The sequence below is a fragment of the Amycolatopsis azurea DSM 43854 genome (genome assembly GCF_001995215.1).
Lineage (GTDB): Bacteria > Actinomycetota > Actinomycetes > Mycobacteriales > Pseudonocardiaceae > Amycolatopsis > Amycolatopsis azurea.
Genome location: NZ_MUXN01000002.1, coordinates 107,930 through 124,410 on the forward strand (window position 1 = coordinate 107,930; position 16,481 = coordinate 124,410).

Annotated in this window: 18 protein-coding genes; 12 read left to right on the forward strand and 6 right to left on the reverse strand. The window is 69.4% G+C overall.

The genetic code is table 11. The annotated features are described in order from the left end of the window. Nucleotides 1-7 precede the first annotated feature (7 nt). Nucleotides 8-898, forward strand: coding sequence for a TIGR03854 family LLM class F420-dependent oxidoreductase (locus B0293_RS02855; RefSeq protein WP_005152770.1), 891 nt, complete (start codon nucleotides 8-10; stop codon nucleotides 896-898). A 3-nt stretch (nucleotides 899-901) separates the two neighbouring features. Here the strand turns inward: B0293_RS02855 and B0293_RS02860 are convergent, their stop codons facing one another. After that, nucleotides 902-2,422, reverse strand: coding sequence for an MDR family MFS transporter (locus tag B0293_RS02860; RefSeq protein WP_005152768.1), 1,521 nt, complete (start codon nucleotides 2,420-2,422; stop codon nucleotides 902-904). 111 nt (nucleotides 2,423-2,533) lie between these two features. Between B0293_RS02860 and B0293_RS02865 the strand changes: the two genes are divergently transcribed. The 3 genes from B0293_RS02865 to ligD are packed head-to-tail and all read left to right on the forward strand — an operon-like array spanning nucleotide 2,534 to nucleotide 5,808. After that, nucleotides 2,534-3,685, forward strand: coding sequence for a DUF1015 family protein (locus B0293_RS02865; protein ID WP_005152767.1), 1,152 nt, complete (start codon nucleotides 2,534-2,536; stop codon nucleotides 3,683-3,685). A 39-nt stretch (nucleotides 3,686-3,724) separates the two neighbouring features. Next, complete coding sequence (locus B0293_RS02870) at nucleotides 3,725-4,804, forward strand: ATP-dependent DNA ligase (protein ID WP_005152765.1); 1,080 nt, start codon at nucleotides 3,725-3,727, stop codon at nucleotides 4,802-4,804. Beyond that, nucleotides 4,801-5,808 carry a non-homologous end-joining DNA ligase gene (gene ligD / locus B0293_RS02875; RefSeq protein ID WP_005152763.1) on the forward strand — a complete coding sequence of 336 codons (1,008 nt, stop codon included), beginning with the start codon at nucleotides 4,801-4,803 and terminating at the stop codon, nucleotides 5,806-5,808. The genes B0293_RS02870 and ligD overlap by 4 nt, the downstream gene beginning before the upstream one ends. A gap of 18 nt (nucleotides 5,809-5,826) precedes the next feature. Here ligD and B0293_RS02880 read toward each other — a convergent pair whose 3' ends face one another. Continuing rightward, nucleotides 5,827-6,093 carry a hypothetical protein gene (locus B0293_RS02880; protein ID WP_005152762.1) on the reverse strand — a complete coding sequence of 89 codons (267 nt, stop codon included), beginning with the start codon at nucleotides 6,091-6,093 and terminating at the stop codon, nucleotides 5,827-5,829. A gap of 116 nt (nucleotides 6,094-6,209) precedes the next feature. Next, the gene (locus tag B0293_RS02885; RefSeq protein ID WP_005152760.1) at nucleotides 6,210-7,226 is read right to left on the reverse strand and encodes a CobW family GTP-binding protein; all 1,017 of its coding nucleotides are present in this window, start codon (nucleotides 7,224-7,226) and stop codon (nucleotides 6,210-6,212) included. On the opposite strand from B0293_RS02885, the gene B0293_RS42870 reads away from it, so the two are divergent. From B0293_RS42870 to B0293_RS02905, 5 genes are all read left to right on the forward strand, one after another. Then, nucleotides 7,201-7,392, forward strand: a complete 192-nt coding sequence (locus B0293_RS42870) for a hypothetical protein (protein ID WP_143254463.1) — start codon at nucleotides 7,201-7,203, stop codon at nucleotides 7,390-7,392. The genes B0293_RS02885 and B0293_RS42870 overlap by 26 nt on opposite strands. A 209-nt stretch (nucleotides 7,393-7,601) precedes the next feature. Then, nucleotides 7,602-8,810 carry a nitric oxide synthase oxygenase gene (locus B0293_RS02890; protein ID WP_039916064.1) on the forward strand — a complete coding sequence of 403 codons (1,209 nt, stop codon included), beginning with the start codon at nucleotides 7,602-7,604 and terminating at the stop codon, nucleotides 8,808-8,810. A gap of 88 nt (nucleotides 8,811-8,898) precedes the next feature. Further along, nucleotides 8,899-9,405, forward strand: a complete 507-nt coding sequence (locus B0293_RS02895; RefSeq protein WP_005152755.1) for a flavodoxin domain-containing protein — start codon at nucleotides 8,899-8,901, stop codon at nucleotides 9,403-9,405. A 39-nt stretch (nucleotides 9,406-9,444) separates the two neighbouring features. Next, nucleotides 9,445-9,714, forward strand: a complete 270-nt coding sequence (locus tag B0293_RS02900) for a DUF1905 domain-containing protein (RefSeq protein WP_005152753.1) — start codon at nucleotides 9,445-9,447, stop codon at nucleotides 9,712-9,714. After that, entirely contained in the window at nucleotides 9,715-10,182 is a 468-nt protein-coding gene (locus tag B0293_RS02905) for a hypothetical protein (RefSeq protein WP_005152752.1), read from the forward strand. Between the two features lie 360 nt (nucleotides 10,183-10,542). On the opposite strand, the gene B0293_RS02910 is transcribed toward B0293_RS02905, so the two are convergent. Beyond that, nucleotides 10,543-12,048: a sialidase family protein gene (locus B0293_RS02910; protein ID WP_005152750.1), complete on the reverse strand. Its 1,506-nt coding sequence runs from the start codon at nucleotides 12,046-12,048 to the stop codon at nucleotides 10,543-10,545. 174 nt (nucleotides 12,049-12,222) lie between these two features. Between B0293_RS02910 and B0293_RS02915 the strand changes: the two genes are divergently transcribed. Then, on the forward strand, nucleotides 12,223-12,831 hold the full coding sequence (locus B0293_RS02915; protein WP_005152746.1) for a hypothetical protein: 609 nt from the start codon (nucleotides 12,223-12,225) through the stop codon (nucleotides 12,829-12,831). Between the two features lie 12 nt (nucleotides 12,832-12,843). Beyond that, entirely contained in the window at nucleotides 12,844-13,404 is a 561-nt protein-coding gene (locus B0293_RS02920; protein WP_005152744.1) for a hypothetical protein, read from the forward strand. Here B0293_RS02920 and B0293_RS02925 read toward each other — a convergent pair. Both B0293_RS02925 and B0293_RS02930 read right to left on the reverse strand, forming a co-directional pair. Beyond that, entirely contained in the window at nucleotides 13,376-14,074 is a 699-nt protein-coding gene (locus tag B0293_RS02925; RefSeq protein ID WP_005152740.1) for a Crp/Fnr family transcriptional regulator, read from the reverse strand. The genes B0293_RS02920 and B0293_RS02925 overlap by 29 nt on opposite strands. A 50-nt stretch (nucleotides 14,075-14,124) precedes the next feature. Beyond that, entirely contained in the window at nucleotides 14,125-15,549 is a 1,425-nt protein-coding gene (locus B0293_RS02930) for an aminotransferase-like domain-containing protein (protein ID WP_039916061.1), read from the reverse strand. Here B0293_RS02930 and B0293_RS02935 point away from each other — a divergent pair. Beyond that, on the forward strand, nucleotides 15,548-16,444 hold the full coding sequence (locus B0293_RS02935; protein WP_039916058.1) for a DMT family transporter: 897 nt from the start codon (nucleotides 15,548-15,550) through the stop codon (nucleotides 16,442-16,444). The two genes, B0293_RS02930 and B0293_RS02935, sit on opposite strands and share 2 nt — an antisense overlap. The last annotated feature ends 37 nt before the right edge of the window (nucleotides 16,445-16,481 follow it).

Consider the following 16,481-nt stretch of genomic DNA (forward strand, 5'->3'; position numbering starts at 1 on the left):
AGCGGGTGTGGCGGAGGAGCTGAAGATCAGGGTCGGTGCCGGGCTGGGGACCGGGACGGCGCCCGAGGAGTTCGGTGCCGCGGTCGACGTCCTGGAGCAGGCGGGTGTCGATTCGCTCTGGCTGCCCGAGGCGGTGTACTCGCCCAGGATCGACCCGGTCGTCGGGCTGACGCACGCTCTCGCCCGCACGTCGAAACTGAAGGTCGGCACCGGCGTGATGGTGCTGCCCGGCCGTGACCCGGTGCTCGTCGCCAAACAACTCGCCTCACTCGCCGCGCTCGCGCCGAAAAGGGTCCTCCCGGTCTTCGGCCTGAAGCCCGCCCGCGACGCGGAACTCCCGCTTTTCCCGGTGCCGCAAGGCCGTCGCGCCGCCGTGTTCGACGAGTCGTTGCTGCTGATCAAGGCGTTGCTGGAACAGGAAGAGGTGACCTTCGAGGGCGAGTTCTTCCGCGTCGAAGGCGTGGGTCTCGGCCTGCGCCCGGTGAAACGGCTCGACCTCTGGCTCGGCGGGAAGGCGCCCAACGCGCTGCGGCGGGTCGGCAGGCTCGCGGACGGCTGGCTGGCCAGTTTCCTCACCCCGGAGGAGGCGAGGGCAGGCCGCGAGGCGATCCAGAAGGCCGCCGCCGAGGCGGACCGGGAGGTCGAGGCCGATCACTTCGGGATCAGTCTCCTCGTCGCCGAGGACGGGATCCCGGACGCGCTCGCGGCTTCGATCGCGGCACGGTCCGACGCGGATCCGTCCCGGCTGATCGCGGGCGGCTGGCGTGCCGCCCGCGATCTGGTCGCCGAGTACATCGACGCCGGGCTCAGCAAGTTCGTGCTGTACCCGGCCGGACCGGAGCCGATCGAGCGGTTCGTCGAGAACTTCGTCGAGCACGCGATCCCGATGCAGAACTAGGCGCTAGTCGAACTTCAGCTCTTCGGTCCGCCGCGGCATCAGCAGCAGCGCGCCGACGCTGAGCACGGCGACCACCAGCATCGCCAGGAAGACGTGGTGCGTGGCGCCGGCGAGGGCGTCACGCACGAACGACGTCGTCGGTGTCTCCGGGCCGTCGCCACCCAGGACGACGCTGGTCGCGTCGACACCGGACGGCAGGCCGGAGACCCCGGCGGGCGGGTTGGCGAACCGGCTCGCCAGGGTGGCGTTCGCGATCGCGCCGAACATCGCCACGCCGACGGCGCTGCCCAGCGACCGGCTGAACATGTTGGTCGCGGTGACGACGCCGCGGCGTTCCCAGCCGATGGTGGACTGCACGGCGATCAGCGTCGGGCTCGACGTCAGGCCCAGCCCCAGGCCGAGGACGAACGCCGCCGCTGCCGCCAGCCAGATCGACGACCCCGCCGCCAGGAACACGGTGAGCCCCGCGCCCGCGATGACAGCCCCGCTGCCGATCAGCGCGGTGTCCCGGAACCCGATCCGCATGTAGATCCGGCCGGCCAGCGACGCCGAGATCGGCCAGCCGACGGTCAGCGCGGCCAGCGCGAATCCGGCGACGAGCGCGCCGGTGCCGAGCACGCCTTGGGAGAAGGTCGGCAGGTACGAGGTGAGCCCCATCAGCAGCATGCCGACGACGACGGCGACCAGGTTCCCGCCGATCAGCGTCCGTTTGGTGAAGATCCACAGCGGCAGCACCGGTTCCTCGGCCTTGCGTTCCACGAGCACGAACGCCGTCAGCAGGACCACCGCGCCGATGAAGATCGCCAGGCTCGGCGCGGACGCCCAGCCCCAGGCGACCCCGCCTTCCAGCAGGCCGAGGATCAGCAGTGAGCAGCCGAGGGTGAGCAGGGTGGCGCCGAGGTAGTCGATGCGGTGCGAGCGGCGCTCGACGCGCTCACGGAAGTTCCGGAACAGCATCCACGCCGCCAGTGCGCCGAGCGGCAGGTTGATGAAGAAGATCCAGCGCCAGTCGAGGTATTCGGCGAACACCCCGCCCAGTGTCGGCCCGACCACCGACGAGATGGCCCAGACGCTCGCGAGATAGCCCTGCACCCTGGCGCGTTCCTCGACGGTGTACATGTCGCCGACCATGGTCAGCGCGATCGGCTGGATGGCGCCCGCGCCGATGCCCTGCACCGCGCGGGCGGCGATCAGCACCGGCATGCTCCAGGCCGCGCCGCACAGCACCGAGCCCAGCAGGAACGCCGCGATCCCGAAGAACATCACCGGCCGCCTGCCGAGCACGTCGGCGAACTTGCCGTACAGCGGAACGGTGACCGCCTGGGTCAGCAGATAGATCGAGAACAGCCACGGGAACTGCGAGAACCCGCCGAGATCGGCGACCACCGAGGGCACCGCCGTCGCGATGATGGTCGAATCGAGGGCGATCAGGCCGGAACACAGCATCACGGCGATCAGGACGGGGCCGCGTTCGGAACGGAAACCGACCCCTTCCTTCGCGGCGACCGGGGCCGGGGTGGTCATCTGAGGGGCTCTCCTCGGGCTCATGAAGGGCGTCAACTACTTCGCATGGGTAAGCATTCCATGGAGACACCCGGTCATGGGACCGATTTTTTCCGTGAGGTATCCCGCAAAATGGATCGGATGAGCACCTGGATCCGCCCGATCGACCGTGGCTGGGTTGTCCGCGACACCGTCCCGGGGCCCGACGTCGACGAATTCGCCGACCCGGACCGGGTCGCCGCCGCGCTCGCCGAGGCGCGCGGGGACAGCCTGCTGGCGGTCCAGCATCCGGCCAGGACCCCGGCCGCGCTGGCGGGCGGCCTCTCGATCGAAGAGGCGTTACCGCAGGCCAGAGCGACTTTCGAGCGGATCCGGGAGCGGCATTATCGCCCGGTCACCGCCGTCGTCGCGCCGTATCGCATCGACGGGCCGGACGGCGTCGCGCTGGGTGTGCTGTGCCTCGTCGACCCGGCGGCGGTCCGGGCCGACGGCGTGACCCGGGTCCGGCACACCGAGGACGTCTATCCGGACGTCGTCGCGGAGCGGGCCGCGATGCTCGCCGGACTCGGCGTCGCCACGAGCGCCGCCATGCTGGTCCCCGCGACCGGCGGTCGCGAGCTGACCGCGCTGATCGAGCGGACCTGCCGAGGGCAGGTGCCGACCTTGTCCACAGTGGATGGCGCGGGCCGCAAGCACGAGCTGTGGCTCGCCGGTCCCGGCGACGACCAGGACGAGTTGCTGGCGACGCTGGACGAGCTGGATCTGCTGGTCGCGGACGGGAATCACCGTGTCGCGGCCGCCGCCGCGTCGGGGCGGGGCGCGTTGCTGGCGCTGGTCACCGGGGGACCGGGGCTGCGGATCGGGCCCATCCACCGAGTGCTCGCCGGCACCGGTCTCGACGCGGCGACACTGGTCCGGCGCTGGACGGAGGCGGGGTTCGACGTCCACTCCGGCCCGCCGACGGCGCCCGCCGAAGCGGGGGAGGTGACCGTGCTGGCGGGAGGATCGGCGTTCCGGGTGGTACTCGGCAAAGCGGGCCTCGACCACGCCGTCGTCGAGCAGGACCTGCTCCGCGGGGCACTCGGCGTCGATCCGGAGGGCACGAACTTGCGGCCGCTGCTGCCGGGAGCCCCGGTGCCCGAAGACGCCGACGCGGTGTTGCTGCTGGCCCCGGTCCCGTACGCGGAAGTGCTGGCCGTGCACGCGGCCGGGCTGCGGATGCCGAGGAAGGCCACCTATTTCACGCCGAAACCGCGAAGCGGGCTCTTGCTGGCGGAGCTGTAGAGCTGCGCTTTTGTCAGTGGTCCGGCTTAGGATCACCTCGTGGAACTGCCCGTGATGCCACCCGTGAAGCCGATGCTGGCCAAGGCCGTGCACGAACTGCCGCGCACGCCGGGGCTGCTGTACGAGCCGAAGTGGGACGGTTTCCGCTGTGTGGTCTTCCGCGACGGTGACGAGGTCGTGCTGGGCTCGCGCAACGACAGGCCGTTGACGAGGTACTTCCCCGAACTGGTCGAGCTGCTCAAGGAAGCGCTGCCCGAGCGCTGCGTCGTCGACGGCGAGATCGTGCTGGTCACCGAGGGCGGGCTCGATTTCGAGGCGCTGCAGCTGCGCCTGCACCCGGCGGCCTCCCGGGTGAACAAGCTGGCCGAGGAGACGCCGACGAGTTTCGTGGTGTTCGACCTGCTCGCCCTGGACGACCGGGATCTGACCCCCGAACCGTTCTCCGAGCGGCGGAAGCTGCTCGAGAGCGTCGTCGACACGAAGTTCGCCCGGGTGCACCTCACCCCGCTGTCCGAGGATCCCGACGTCGCCCAGGACTGGTTCACCCGGTTCGAGGGCGCGGGCTTCGACGGTGTGATGGCCAAACCCGCCGACGCGCCGTACGAGCAGGACAAGCGCGTGATGTGGAAGGTCAAGCACCAGCGGACCGCGGACTGCGTCGTCGCCGGGTTCCGGTGGCACAAGGACGGCGTCGGCGTCGGATCGCTGCTGCTCGGGCTCTACAACGACGAGGGCGTCCTGCACCACGTGGGCGTGGCCAGCAGTTTCACCGCCGCGAGGCGCCGTGAGCTGGTGGACGAGCTCGCGCCGCTGCGCGAGAACGCGCTGGAGCATCATCCCTGGCGCGAGTGGGCCGAAGCCCATGAAGAAGCGGGCGGCCGGATGCCGGGCGCGGGCAGCCGATGGGCGCCGAAGAAGGACCTGAGCTGGGAGCCGGTCCGCATCGAATGGGTCGCCGAAGTCCGGTACGAGCACGTCGAAGGCACGCGGTTCCGCCACGGCGGCAGGTTGGTGCGCTTCCGTCCCGACCGGGAACCGGCCTCGTGCACGTACGAGCAACTCGAAGAGGTCCCGCCCGCCGAGCTGGCCACGCTGTTCACCGAGCTGGGGGAAGCATGAAGTCGGAACCGGTCACGCTGGACCTCGACGGCGTCGAGGTCACGGTGTCCAATCCGGGCAAGGTCTACTTCCCGGAGAACGGCGAGACCAAACTGGACCTGGTCGAGTACTACCGCGCGGTCGCGAAGCCGCTGCTCGCACAGCTCGGCGGCAGGCCGCTGTTGCTGGAACGCTATCCCGACGGCGCGGGCGGGAAGTCGTGGTTCCAGAAGCGGGTCCCGAAGAACGCGCCCGGTTGGCTGACCACGACGGTGGTGTCCACCCCGAACGGGACCACGTCGGACGCGCTCGTGGCGAAGGACCTCGCGCACGTCATCTGGGCGGTGAACCAGGGCTGCCTCGGGTTCCACGTGTGGCCGAACCGGGCCGACGCGCCGGACATCAGCGACCAGTTGCGCGTCGACCTCGATCCGTCGCCGGGCATCGGGTTCCCCGAACTGCGGCGCGGTGCGGTCCTGACGAAGGCGTTGCTCGAAGAACTGGACATCACCGCGCAGATCAAGACTTCGGGTTCGCGCGGCTTGCACCTTTATGTGCCGCTGGAACCGAAATGGGACGCCTACGAGGTCCGCGCGGCCGCCGTCGCGCTCGCCCGCGAACTCGAACGCCGTCACCCGGAGGAGATGACGGCGCAATGGTGGAAGGAAGAACGCGGCTCCCGGGTGTTCGTCGACTTCAACCAGAACGCGCCGCACAAGACGGTGTTCGGCGCGTGGTGCGTGCGGCCGCGTGTCGGCGGGCAGGTGTCGACGCCGATCGGCTGGGACGAACTGGAGACCGTCGAGCCGGACAAGCTGACGCTGTCCACTGTGCCCGCTCGTTTCGCCGAACGCGGAGACCCTTGGGAGGGAACGAAACCGCAGTCGATCGAACCGTTGCTGGAAATGTCCCGGAAGGACATGGAGCGCGGGCTCATGGACGCGCCTTGGCCACCCGTCTACCCGAAGATGCCTAACGAGCCGCCCCGGGTGGCGCCGAGCAGAGCGAAGAAAGAAAGCAATTAGTCCTCTGAATGCGGTGGTTCAGAGCGGCAGGTCGAAGGCGAGTTGCGTGTTCACGGCGGGCTCGGCCTTGCGGGTCGAACGGTGGCCCGGCAGGGTCGCGGCGCAGCGTGGGCACGGGGCGACGTCGCTCGTGGTGAGATCCACCGGCGTCCACATCCGGGATTCCTTGTCCCCGCAGGCGGAACGCCGGTAGCGGAGGTCTTCGGAGCGTGTCATCAGGTGCGCGGCGGGGGAGTCCTCCGGCAGCGCGCCGACGAGGTACCAGCGTCCGGCGGTGTTCGTCATGGAACTGTCCTCCCGATACAGGTGGTCCAGCTCGAGATTCCTTCCGCGGATCAGTGTCGAGCAGACGCGCGGCGATACCGGGTATTTCGAGGCCTTTCGGCGTGTCAGCCCTGAATTCAGTCCTGAATGAAGCGCAGGACGCGCAGCATTCCGCGCTCGTCGGCGACCTCGGGATCGTCCGCGACGCACTCCTCCAGGCGTGCGGTGACGGCCTCGGTGTCGATCCCCGAGCCGATCAGCACCAGTTCGCTCCGGCGCGGCTGCCCGGACGGCCACGCCGATCGCTCCAGCTGGATGAACGAGCCCACCGTGTGCAGGCCGAATCGAGAGCGTGGGTCGTTCGGGCCGAAATCGAGGAAACCCTTGATCCGGTAGAGCCCGCCGGGGCGCTGGTCGAGGAAGTCCATCAGTCGTCGCGGATCCAGCGGCCGCTCGGTGGTGAAGGCGACGCTGTCGTACGCGGTGTGGAAGTGGTGCTCGTGGTCGTGCTCCTCCTCGCGGAGGTCGTCGAACGACATCTGGCCCGCCCGCTCGCGCGGCCGGGCGTCGAAGAACAGGGTGGGGTCGATCCGGCCGTGGGAGGTCGCGATCACCGGGGTGCCGGGCGCGATCTCGTCGATCGTGCCGCGCAGCTTGGCCAGGGTGTCCTCGTCGGCCCGGTCGGTCTTGTTGAGCACGACCAGGTCGGCGAACCCGAGGTGCTCGTCCAGTTCCGGATGCCGCTTCCTGGTCGCCTCGAACTCGGCCGCGTCGACGAGTTCGACGAGACCGCCGTAGGCGATGGCGGGGTTCTCGCTGGCGATCATCAGGCGGATGAGGTCACGCGGCTCGGCGAGCCCGCTGGCCTCGATCACGATGACGTCGATGCCGGCCTCGGCCTCGGAAAGCTTGGCGAGCATGGCGTCGAGGCCGCTCGCGTCGACGGCGCAGCACAGGCAGCCGTTGCCGAACGACATCATGGTGTCGACCTGGCCGGAGACGGCCATCGCGTCGACCGCGATGCTCCCGAAGTCGTTGACCACGACACCGATCCGCGCGCCCTGGCGGTTGGCCAGCAGGTGGTTGAGCAGGGTGGTCTTGCCGGAGCCGAGGAAGCCCGCGACCAGGATGACCGGAATCCGCCTGTCGACCACGATTTTCCTTTCCGCCGGGGATGCCCGCACTCTAGCGATGGCGGCCACGGGTCAATACACCGGCATGGGGAAACAAGAGAAGGGGAGCCGGATGAATACGCTCGAAAGAGTGATGAATAACGATCATAAAGTGATCTTGAAAGCGGGTGATCATTTCGCACGATGAAATTCGGTGAATATCAGGCGAAGTGGTAACCGATTCCAAATATTGTCGTCGATAGGCTCGCTGCCTGCGGAAATGTCATCCAGGCGGCGGCTTCTGCCGTTTGGTGGATAGTGCTCGTCTTTCTCTGGGGTATCCTCTTTCGTCTGGTCCGGACCCGGCCGTCTCGCCGATCAGGCATGATCCTCCGGGCATTTCCGAGTGCAGGAGGAATGGTGATCGTTCCCGCCGCCGGAGCCGGCGTCGAATTCGGAGAGTGGGAGGCCGAGGTATCGACAGCCTCCATGCGGGTGACGGATATCCCTCGCTTGCCTCCGGAGGTGAGGCCGCGGGAACGGACGGTGGACGTGGCCGAGGCGGAGGACTTCCTCCGCCTCTTCCACGCCGAGGTGGACGACGGGACGGCACGACTGCGTGAGCGGCTCGACAGCGTCCGCGCCGAGATCGACGAGACCGGCACCTACCGGCACACCACCGCCGAGGTCGAGTTCGGCGCCCGGGTGGCTTGGCGGAACTCCGCACGGTGCATCGGGAGGTTGTATTGGCAGGGGTTGAAGGTGCGGGATCGCCGTGACGTCGAAGGCGCGGAAGCCATCGCCGACGAGTGCGTCACGCATCTGCGCGAGGCGACCAGGGAGGGCCGGATCCGCTCGACCATCACCGTGTTCGCGCCGGACGGCCCGGCGGGACCCGGGCCGAAGATCCACAACGATCAGCTCATCCGGTACGCCGGCTATCGGCTCAGCGACGGCTCGGTACTGGGCGACCCGCGCCACGCCGACTTCACCGAGACCGTCCAGGGGCACGGCTGGCGCCCGCCCGAACGCAAGGGCTCCTTCGACGTCCTCCCGCTGCTCATCGAAGCCGAACCGGGGGACCGGCAGCTGTTCGGACTGCCCTCGGACGCCGTGCTGGAGGTCCCGTTGTCCCATCCCGACCACCGCTGGTTCGCCGGGCTCGGGCTGCGCTGGCACGCGGTTCCGGCGATCAGCAACATGCGGCTGGTCATCGGCGGGATCACCTATCCCGCGGCGCCGTTCAACGGCTGGTACCTCGCCACCGAGGTCGGCGCGCGCAACCTGGCCGACACCGACCGGTACGACCTGCTGCCGGTGATCGCGGACCTGATGGGGCTGTCGACGAAATCGGAACGCACCCTCTGGCGCGACCGCACGCTGGTCGAACTGACCCTCGCCGTCCAGCACTCCTTCGACGCGGCGGGCGTGACCGTCGCCGATCACCACACCGAATCGAGGCGGTTCCTCACGCACATCGCCAAGGAGGAGCGCGCGGGCCGCCGTTGCCAGGCGGAGTGGAGCTGGATCGTGCCGCCGTTGTCCGGTGGGCAGACCGCGGTGTTCCACCGCTACTACGACGAGCCCGATCCGGCCGTGAGACCGGCGTTCCTGCCTCCCGGGTAGGGCACTGACGGGTGAAGAGGTGAGCCGAATGCGGCGTGTCGATAGGCCGGACGGTGGCGCGGGTTGCGCCCGCGCGGACAATGGGGGCATGACCGCAGTGCTCGTCGCCCACGCCGGCCGGTCCGGCGGGACAAGGGAGATCGCCGAGGTGATCGTCGCCGAGCTGCGGGAAGGCGGGCTCACGGCCGATCTGCTGGACGCCGCCGAGGTCGAGGACGTCGAACCCTACGGCGCGGTGATCGTCGGGAGCGCGCTGTACCACCGGCGATGGCGTCCGGAGGCGGTGCGCCTGCTCACCGAGCACGAGGAGGCGCTCCGGAACCGTCCGGTCTGGCTGTTCCACAGCGGGCCTTGCGGGCCGTTCGCCGCGGGCAAACGGGTCAGCCTTCCCGCCGGGGTCGCGCTGCTGGCGGCGAGGATCGACGCCGAGCGCACGGCCACCTTCGGCGGGAGGCTCACGCCGGCCACCGCGCGCGGCCTGTTCTGGAAGATCATGGCCATGGGCCCCTGGGCGGGCGACTTCCGAGACTGGCCGTCGATCCGGGCCTGGGCGCGCGACGTCGGCCGCCGCGTCCGCACCCGTGTCGCACTTTGACGTATCGGTTTCGTCGGTGCCCTGTCGTAGGGTGCTTTCATGAACAAGAAGTTCACAGCGAAGCTGCTCAAGAGCCCGGAGAAGGGCGGCTGGACGTACGTGGTCATGCCCGGCTCCGCCGAGTTCTTCGGCACCAAGGGGCTGGTGAAGGTGCGCGGGACCATCGACGGACATCCGTTCCGGAGTTCGTTCATGGCGCTGGGCGACGGCACCCACAAGCTCCCGGTGAAGGCCGACGTGCGCAAGGCGATCGGCAAGGAAGAGGGTGACACCGTGGACGTCGTCCTGCTCGAAAGACTGGAGAGCTGAGTGGCCGCTGAATGGAAGCCGTCGCCGGTCATCAAGATCTACGAGGCGCTCGGCGCGGTGGCCGACGGGCGGGTCGAGATCGACGGTGACACGGCGCGGGTCGCGTCGTCGGACAAGGCCAAGACCTACGACGTCCGCCACGATCCGGCCGCGGGGTCGATCACGGCCAACGACAACGGGTCCTACTGGCAGGGATATCTCGGCTACCCGGGAATCGCGTACCTGCTGGAATGCGGCGTGATCACCTACGACCGCGGCCTCGCCGGGGAACTGGCGGGCGTGCCGTGGAAAGAACTCGCGACCAGGTACCGCAACGACTGGGCGAAGGTCGAGAAGCACGTCCGCGAGGACCTGTCCGGCCGGGGTGTCGACCTGGACCGGTTCGACGCCGGGCTCGCGGAGATCTCGGCACAGCTGGAGAAGCTGGGGCTGACGAAGCTTTCCCCGCGGTTGAGGCCGCCGAAGTGATCCTGAGTGGCTGAAGTACATGAAGGCCCCCTTCCTTGCGCCTAGCGCAAGGAAGGGGGCCTTCATGTACTTGAACGAGGGAACGCAGGCGTCCTGTCGGGTGCCAAGTCCGTGAAGGCCTCCTTGAGGGACCCAGAGTCCCTCAAGGAGGCCTTCACGGACGGGCGCTCGGACCGGCCGCTTGGGGAGTGTGGTGAGCGGGGTGAAGGGAACCTTCCCCGCAGCGCGCGCGGAAAGTTCCCTTCGCCTCGGGGCTTGCGGTCCTTGTGGGTGGCGGGGTCCCGGAGGTGATGCGAAAGCCACTTTCGCAACCTTCAACGTTGCGAAAGTGGCTTTCGCATCACCGAGTTCGCGTAGGGGTCAGCCGCAGTGCTCGGACGGGCTGTCGTACTTCGTCCCGCCCGCGGAACCGCCCCACTTCACGCATTTGTCCGCCGCGGCGGCCTTCACCGGTCCGGCGAACCACGAGAACGACCCGGAGTCGGTGATCCGGGCAGATCCCGCGACCTCGAGGTAGGCCGACGTCGCGGTCGCGGTGCCCGCCGACGCGCTCTTCATCGTGCTGACGCAGTTCTGCCCGTTGGAAGCGTTGTAGGACAGGTAAACCGTGCCCGAGGTCCCGAGCGGCGCCGAGTCGATCACGCCGTAACCGCCGCCGCACACCGGGGCGCCGAGCGTCGTCTCGGTGACGGTCGAGAAGCGGATGGTCTCGTTGGCGTTCCCCGCCGGGCCCGCTTCGTACAGCACGCCGACCGAACCCGAGGAAAGCTGGACCATGTCGGAGTACGCGGCGTCACCGCTCCACACCAGCGTTCCGGCGGAGTTGCCCTGCCAGTTCGCGCCTTCGTCGAACGACGACCGCACGATGAGTTCCTTGCGGCGGTCGCAGACCGACGGCGCGGCGAACAGGATCCGGTTGTACTTGCCCGCCTTGTCGGTCGCGGTCATCCGCGCGGTCGAGGCCTGCACGACCGGGGTGATCAGGTCCTCCTCGAAGGTGAACTTGGTGGAGAAGCTCGCCCCGCCGTCGGAACTGATGGCGAAGGCGCGGTTCTTCGCACCGCCGCTGAGGCATTTGTTGCCATTGTTGGCCTGGTTGCGCGCCGCCACGTAAACGCGGCCGTCGAGCAGTTCGGTGACGCTGATCTCCTGCGGGTTCAGCGTGGCCGACGTCGCCCGGCTGTCGGTGGCGCCGCGCTTCCACGTGACGCCCTGGTCGTCGCTGTAGATGAGCGCGCCGCTGTTCTCGCCGTCGTCGGTGTAGCTCATCCCGGCGACGATGCGGCCGGCGTGCGCGCCGCGGGTCAGCACGATGCCGTGCGACGGGCCGGTCGCGAGCCAGCCGGGCGCGGCGTCGAACCCCAGCTGCGTGGTGAGCACCTTCGGCGCGGTCCAGGTCTTGCCGTGGTCGTCGCTGATCGAAACGCGCGGAATCCGGTTGCAGTCAGGGTTCTTGACGCATTCCATCACCGAGAGCAGCACGATCCGCCCGGTGGACGGGACCACGATCGGGGTCGGATTTCCTTTGGTGTCCCCGAAACCTTCGATGACGATCTTCGGGGCGCTCCAGGTCTTGCCGTTGTCCGCCGAGCGTTTCACGACGAGGTCGATGTCGCCGCTGTCGTTGCAGAAGCTGGCGCCGCCTCTGCGACCTTCGGCGAACGCGAGCAGTTCGCCGTTGTTCGCCTTGACGATGGCGGGGATTCTGAAGCAGTCGTAACCTTCTGTTTTCTCTTTGTACACCACCGTGTTCCCGACGGCGGCGGTCGCGGCGGGCGCGGCGAGTGAAGTGGCCGGGGATGCGCCGACCGCCGCGATGGCGACGAGGGCCGCGAAAAGGCCCTGTGCGACGCGAGAGATCTTCAAGGGAATGCTCCGTCCTGGAGGGGTTCCGGGTGACGGGACATCAGAGTCCATTCAGGTCGTACAAGGCGCGTACAACCTGGTTTCGCGTTCTGTGTCAGGTGACGCAGAACGGGAGGCCGTTCCCTGACAAAGTTCCTTCAGCCGGCCACGGCGCGAGAGGGAAGGGGAGGCCCGATGAAGGTGATCGATCCCGAGGGGCGTGAGTGGGAGATCAATCGCCGCTTCGCGCCGTGGCGCCGGTGGGTTCAGCCGTTCGCGCTGCTCAGAGGTGGCTATCGGCACTACAAGATCACCGCGGACTGGACGCTGTATCTCAAGGATCTGCCCAACGACCCCGAGGACACCCCCATGGGCGGCCCCGTGGAGAAGGCGGCTTACGGGCTGTTAGGCGTACTGGGCCTCCTGGAGGCGGTCGTCGAGTTCCTCTTCTATCTGCTCTTCGGGCTGGTGCTGGTGCCGGTTCGGCTGCTGGAGCTGCTGTGCCAGGGCATCGTGGGGTCCGTCGCGCAGGCCGTCCGGTGGTTCCGGAACGCGCCGGAGCGGGTCGACGTCGCCGGCTGGAACAAGGACCGGACCGGCCTGGTCTCGCTGGCGATCCTCAAGGTCCACCGAGAACTCGCCGACCCACTGGCCGCCGAATTGCGTGGCCTGTTCCGCGATCGCGTGATGTTCGACCCCGGTGACCCGGCCGTGCGCGAGGTGCTCACCCGGTTCGGCGCGCGGGTGGAACGGCACCGGACCCTGCTCCGTCGGAGAGCTGTGTCAGGATCGGCTCACCGATGACGGGGGAACGCGATGCGGGTGACCGATGCCGACGGCGGCGAGTGGCTGATCGTGCGGCGGTTCGCGCCGTGGCTGCGCCGCGTCCGCCCGCTCGCCATCGCCACCGAAAGCGACCGCTATCGGGAAGTGGCGTTCACCCGGCACCGCGGCCGCTCCGCGGACAAGGAACGCCTGAGCTTCGAAGATCTGCTGGTGCTGGGGATCGTGCTCGCGTACGCAGCCTGGCTGACGTTGATCCTGTCGCCGTTCCTCCTGGTGGAACTGCTGGCCTGGACGGTGACGGGTGCCGTCCTCTGGCTCGTCAGGCTCACCGGTCTCGTCCGTGCCCGGATCGACCTTGTCGCACCGCCGCCTGCCGTGCGCAGCCTCGCGCCGGTGCGGGTCGTGCTGGTGCCGAGGGCGGGCGCGGCCAGGCTCACCCGCGAACTCGGGACGCTGATCGAGACCACGCCGGACTTCGACCCGGAGAACGAACCGCGCGTGCGGAAGCTGTTCTCGGCCACCGGGGCACGCGTGGAGCGGCACTTCGGCCTGCGGTGGCGGCTCAGTGGTCGTCGGGTGCGAGCTGTTTGAGGTCGCGCAGGCTCCGGACGACCAGCCGCTGGCGCCCGGTGCTGAGCAGCCCGTCGGCGCGCAGGGTCCGCAGGGTCCGCGCGACGGCCTCCCGTGACGCGGACGCGAGTCCCGCCAGATCGCGCTGGCTGATCCGCAGGGCGATCAGGGTGCCGTCGGGGACCGGCACGCCGTACCGCTCGGCGAGGTCGACCAGGATCGCGGCGATGCGTTCGGCGGCCGTGCTGTCCCCGAATTCGGTCCGCCGCGAGTTGGCGTAGCGAAGCCGCGAGGTGATGATCCGGAGCAGGACCACGGAGATGCCGGGGTGTTCGCGGAGCACGGTGTTGAACGACCGCGCGGACAGCCACAGCCCGGTGACCGGTTCGACGGCGATCGCGGTGGCCGAGCGCAGGCTACCGTCCATCGACGCCATCTCGCCGATGATGTCGCCCGGGTCGCGGACGGCCAGCACGGCGTCGTAGCCGCCGGTGGACACCGACGTGATCTTCACCCGTCCGGTCATCAGGATCAGCACCCAGTCCGACCGGTCGCCCTCGCGGATGATCACCGTGCCCGGCGGGTACCGGCGCAGCTCGGCCTCGGCGCGCAGCGCCTTGCGCTGGCCGTCGTCGAGCAGCTCCCAGAGCCTGTCGGGTGAATCTTGCGGCTCCGCCGCGGGCTGTGTCATTCCTTTTCGTCGCCTCCGAGCGCGATGGTACGAGCATCGCGCGCCGGGCGTTAACCGGGGATCTCTTGGTATGCCTGGGAAAGGCGCTGGATACCGTCCCGCAGCTGCGAGCCGGTGGCGGCGCTGACGTAGCTCAGGCGCAGATAGGGCCCCGGCGCCTCGGCCGCGAAGTAGAACCGGCCGGGGGTGACCGCTACTCCAGCGCGGAAAGCGGCGCTGGTCAGGGCCATTTCGTCGGCGAAACCGGGTAGTGGCTGCCACAGGTGATACCCACCGGTCGGGACCGGGACCGTGCGCCACGAGGGCAGGAACTCCCGCAGTGCCGAGACGGCGACGTCGCGGCGCTCCCGCAACGAGGCGGCGAGGGTTCGCAGATGGCGTGCCCAGGCGGGGGAACTCACCAGTTCGAGCGCGGTTTCCTGCAACGGCCGCGGGACGAAGAAGCTCTCGACGGCGTGGAGGCCGCGAAGCCGTTCCAGCGCCGGTCCGCGGGCGGCCAGCGCGCTGATCCGCAGGCTCGGCGACGCCGGTTTCGTGAGCGACCGGATGTGCACCACGACGCCGTCGGGGTCGTCGGCCACGAGCGGCGGCGGGGGAGCCGGGCTGCCGGGATGCGCCATCAGCCGCGCGAAATCGTCCTCGACGACGAAAGCGCCCGCGTCCCGCGCGATCCGCAGGACCTCGGCCCGGCGTTCGGCGCACAGCACCGCGCCGGTCGGGTTCTGGAACGCGGGCTGGCAGACGAACAGCCGGGCGCCGGTGTCGCGGAAGGCGTCCGCGAGCAGTTCGGGCCGGACGCCGTCGCGGTCGATCGGCACCGGGATCGGCCGCATCCCCGAGGCCCGCGCGATGGCCAGCAGCCCGGGGTAGGTCGGGGATTCCACCAGCACCGGCGCGCCGGGGGCGCCGAGCGCGCGCAACGCCGTGGTCAGCGCGCTCTGCCCGCCCGAGGTGACCAGCACGTTCTCGACGTTCACCGGGCTGCCGATGTCGCGGGCGAACCAGGCCCGCAGTTCGGGCAGGCCGCAGATCGGCGGCCGCGTCCACGCACCGGGACGGCGTCCGGCGCGGGCCGACGCCGCCGCGAGCTCGCGTTCCGGCTGGAGGCTCGGATGCGTGTAGCCGCCGTTGAGGTCGATGACGCCCGACGGCGGGTCGCTCAGCGCGGTGAGCACGCCGGTGGCGTCGATCGCGCGGGTGCCCGACTGCGAGCTCAGCGCCACCTCCTGCCACGAGACGTCGCCGGTCACCGCCACCTCGCGGGGCGGCGGGGCACGGAAGACGCCGGCACCGGGACGGGTGATCACCAGGCCTTCGGCGACGAGCGCCGAGATGGCGCGCGAGACCGTCACCGGGCTCACTTTCAGCTGCCGGACGAGCTCCCGGCTGGACGGGAGCTTTCCTTCGAACGGATAGCGCTCAAGTTCGGACCGCAGCTGTGTTACCAGGCTGGCGACGCTGCTACCATCGGACATGAGACTGGATGATAGCGCTATCGCGGACCGGGCAGTAGCGGTCCGCTCCGGGACCTTGCTGTCGGCGCTGGGTGTCCTCGCCTTCTCGTTCACGTTCCCCGCCACCGTGTGGGCGCTCAAGGGCTTCGAGCCCTGGACCGCCACCGGCCTGCGAAGCGTGTTGGCCGCGCTGGTCGCAGGCGCCTGTCTTCGCGCTTTCCGTGTCCCGCTGCCGAGACGGGACCAGTGGCGTGGCCTCGCGGTGGTTTCCCTCGGCTGTGTCCTCGCGTTCCCGATCCTGACCACCCTCGCGCTGAAGACGTCGTCGACGGCGCATTCCGCGGTGGTGATCGGACTGCTGCCGATGGCCACCGCCGTCATTTCGTCGAGGTTGACCGGGCATCGTCCGTCCCGTCGGTTCTGGCTCGCCGCCGCGGTCGGCGCGAGCGCGGTGGTCGTGTTCACCGTCGGCCAGAGTGGCGGCGGACTGTCCACAGCGGACTTGTTCCTGTTCGGCGCGCTCGTGCTGTGTGCGTTCGGGTACGCCGAGGGCGGCAGGCTGGCCAGGGAGATGGCCGGCTGGCACGTGATCGCCTGGGCGCTGGTCCTCGCGCTGCCGGTCACGGTCGGTTTCGCCGTCTTCGGCCTGGTGACCGAGCCGCTGCACGTCACCGGCGAGGGGATCGCCGGCCTGCTCTACGTCGCGCTCATCTCGCAGTTCGGCGGATTCTTCGCCTGGTACCGGGGCATGGCGGAGATCGGCGTCGCACGGGCCAGCCAATTGCAGCTCGCACAGCCACTGCTGACCCTGGTCTGGGCGGTCCTGCTGCTCGGTGAGCACCTCCCGGCGGCGGCGCCCGTGACGGCGCTGATCGTCGTCGCCTGCATCGTCGTGACCCAACGGTCCCGCAGCTAGATCAACGTCGCGAATCCGCCAGACCGCGGTGTCCGCG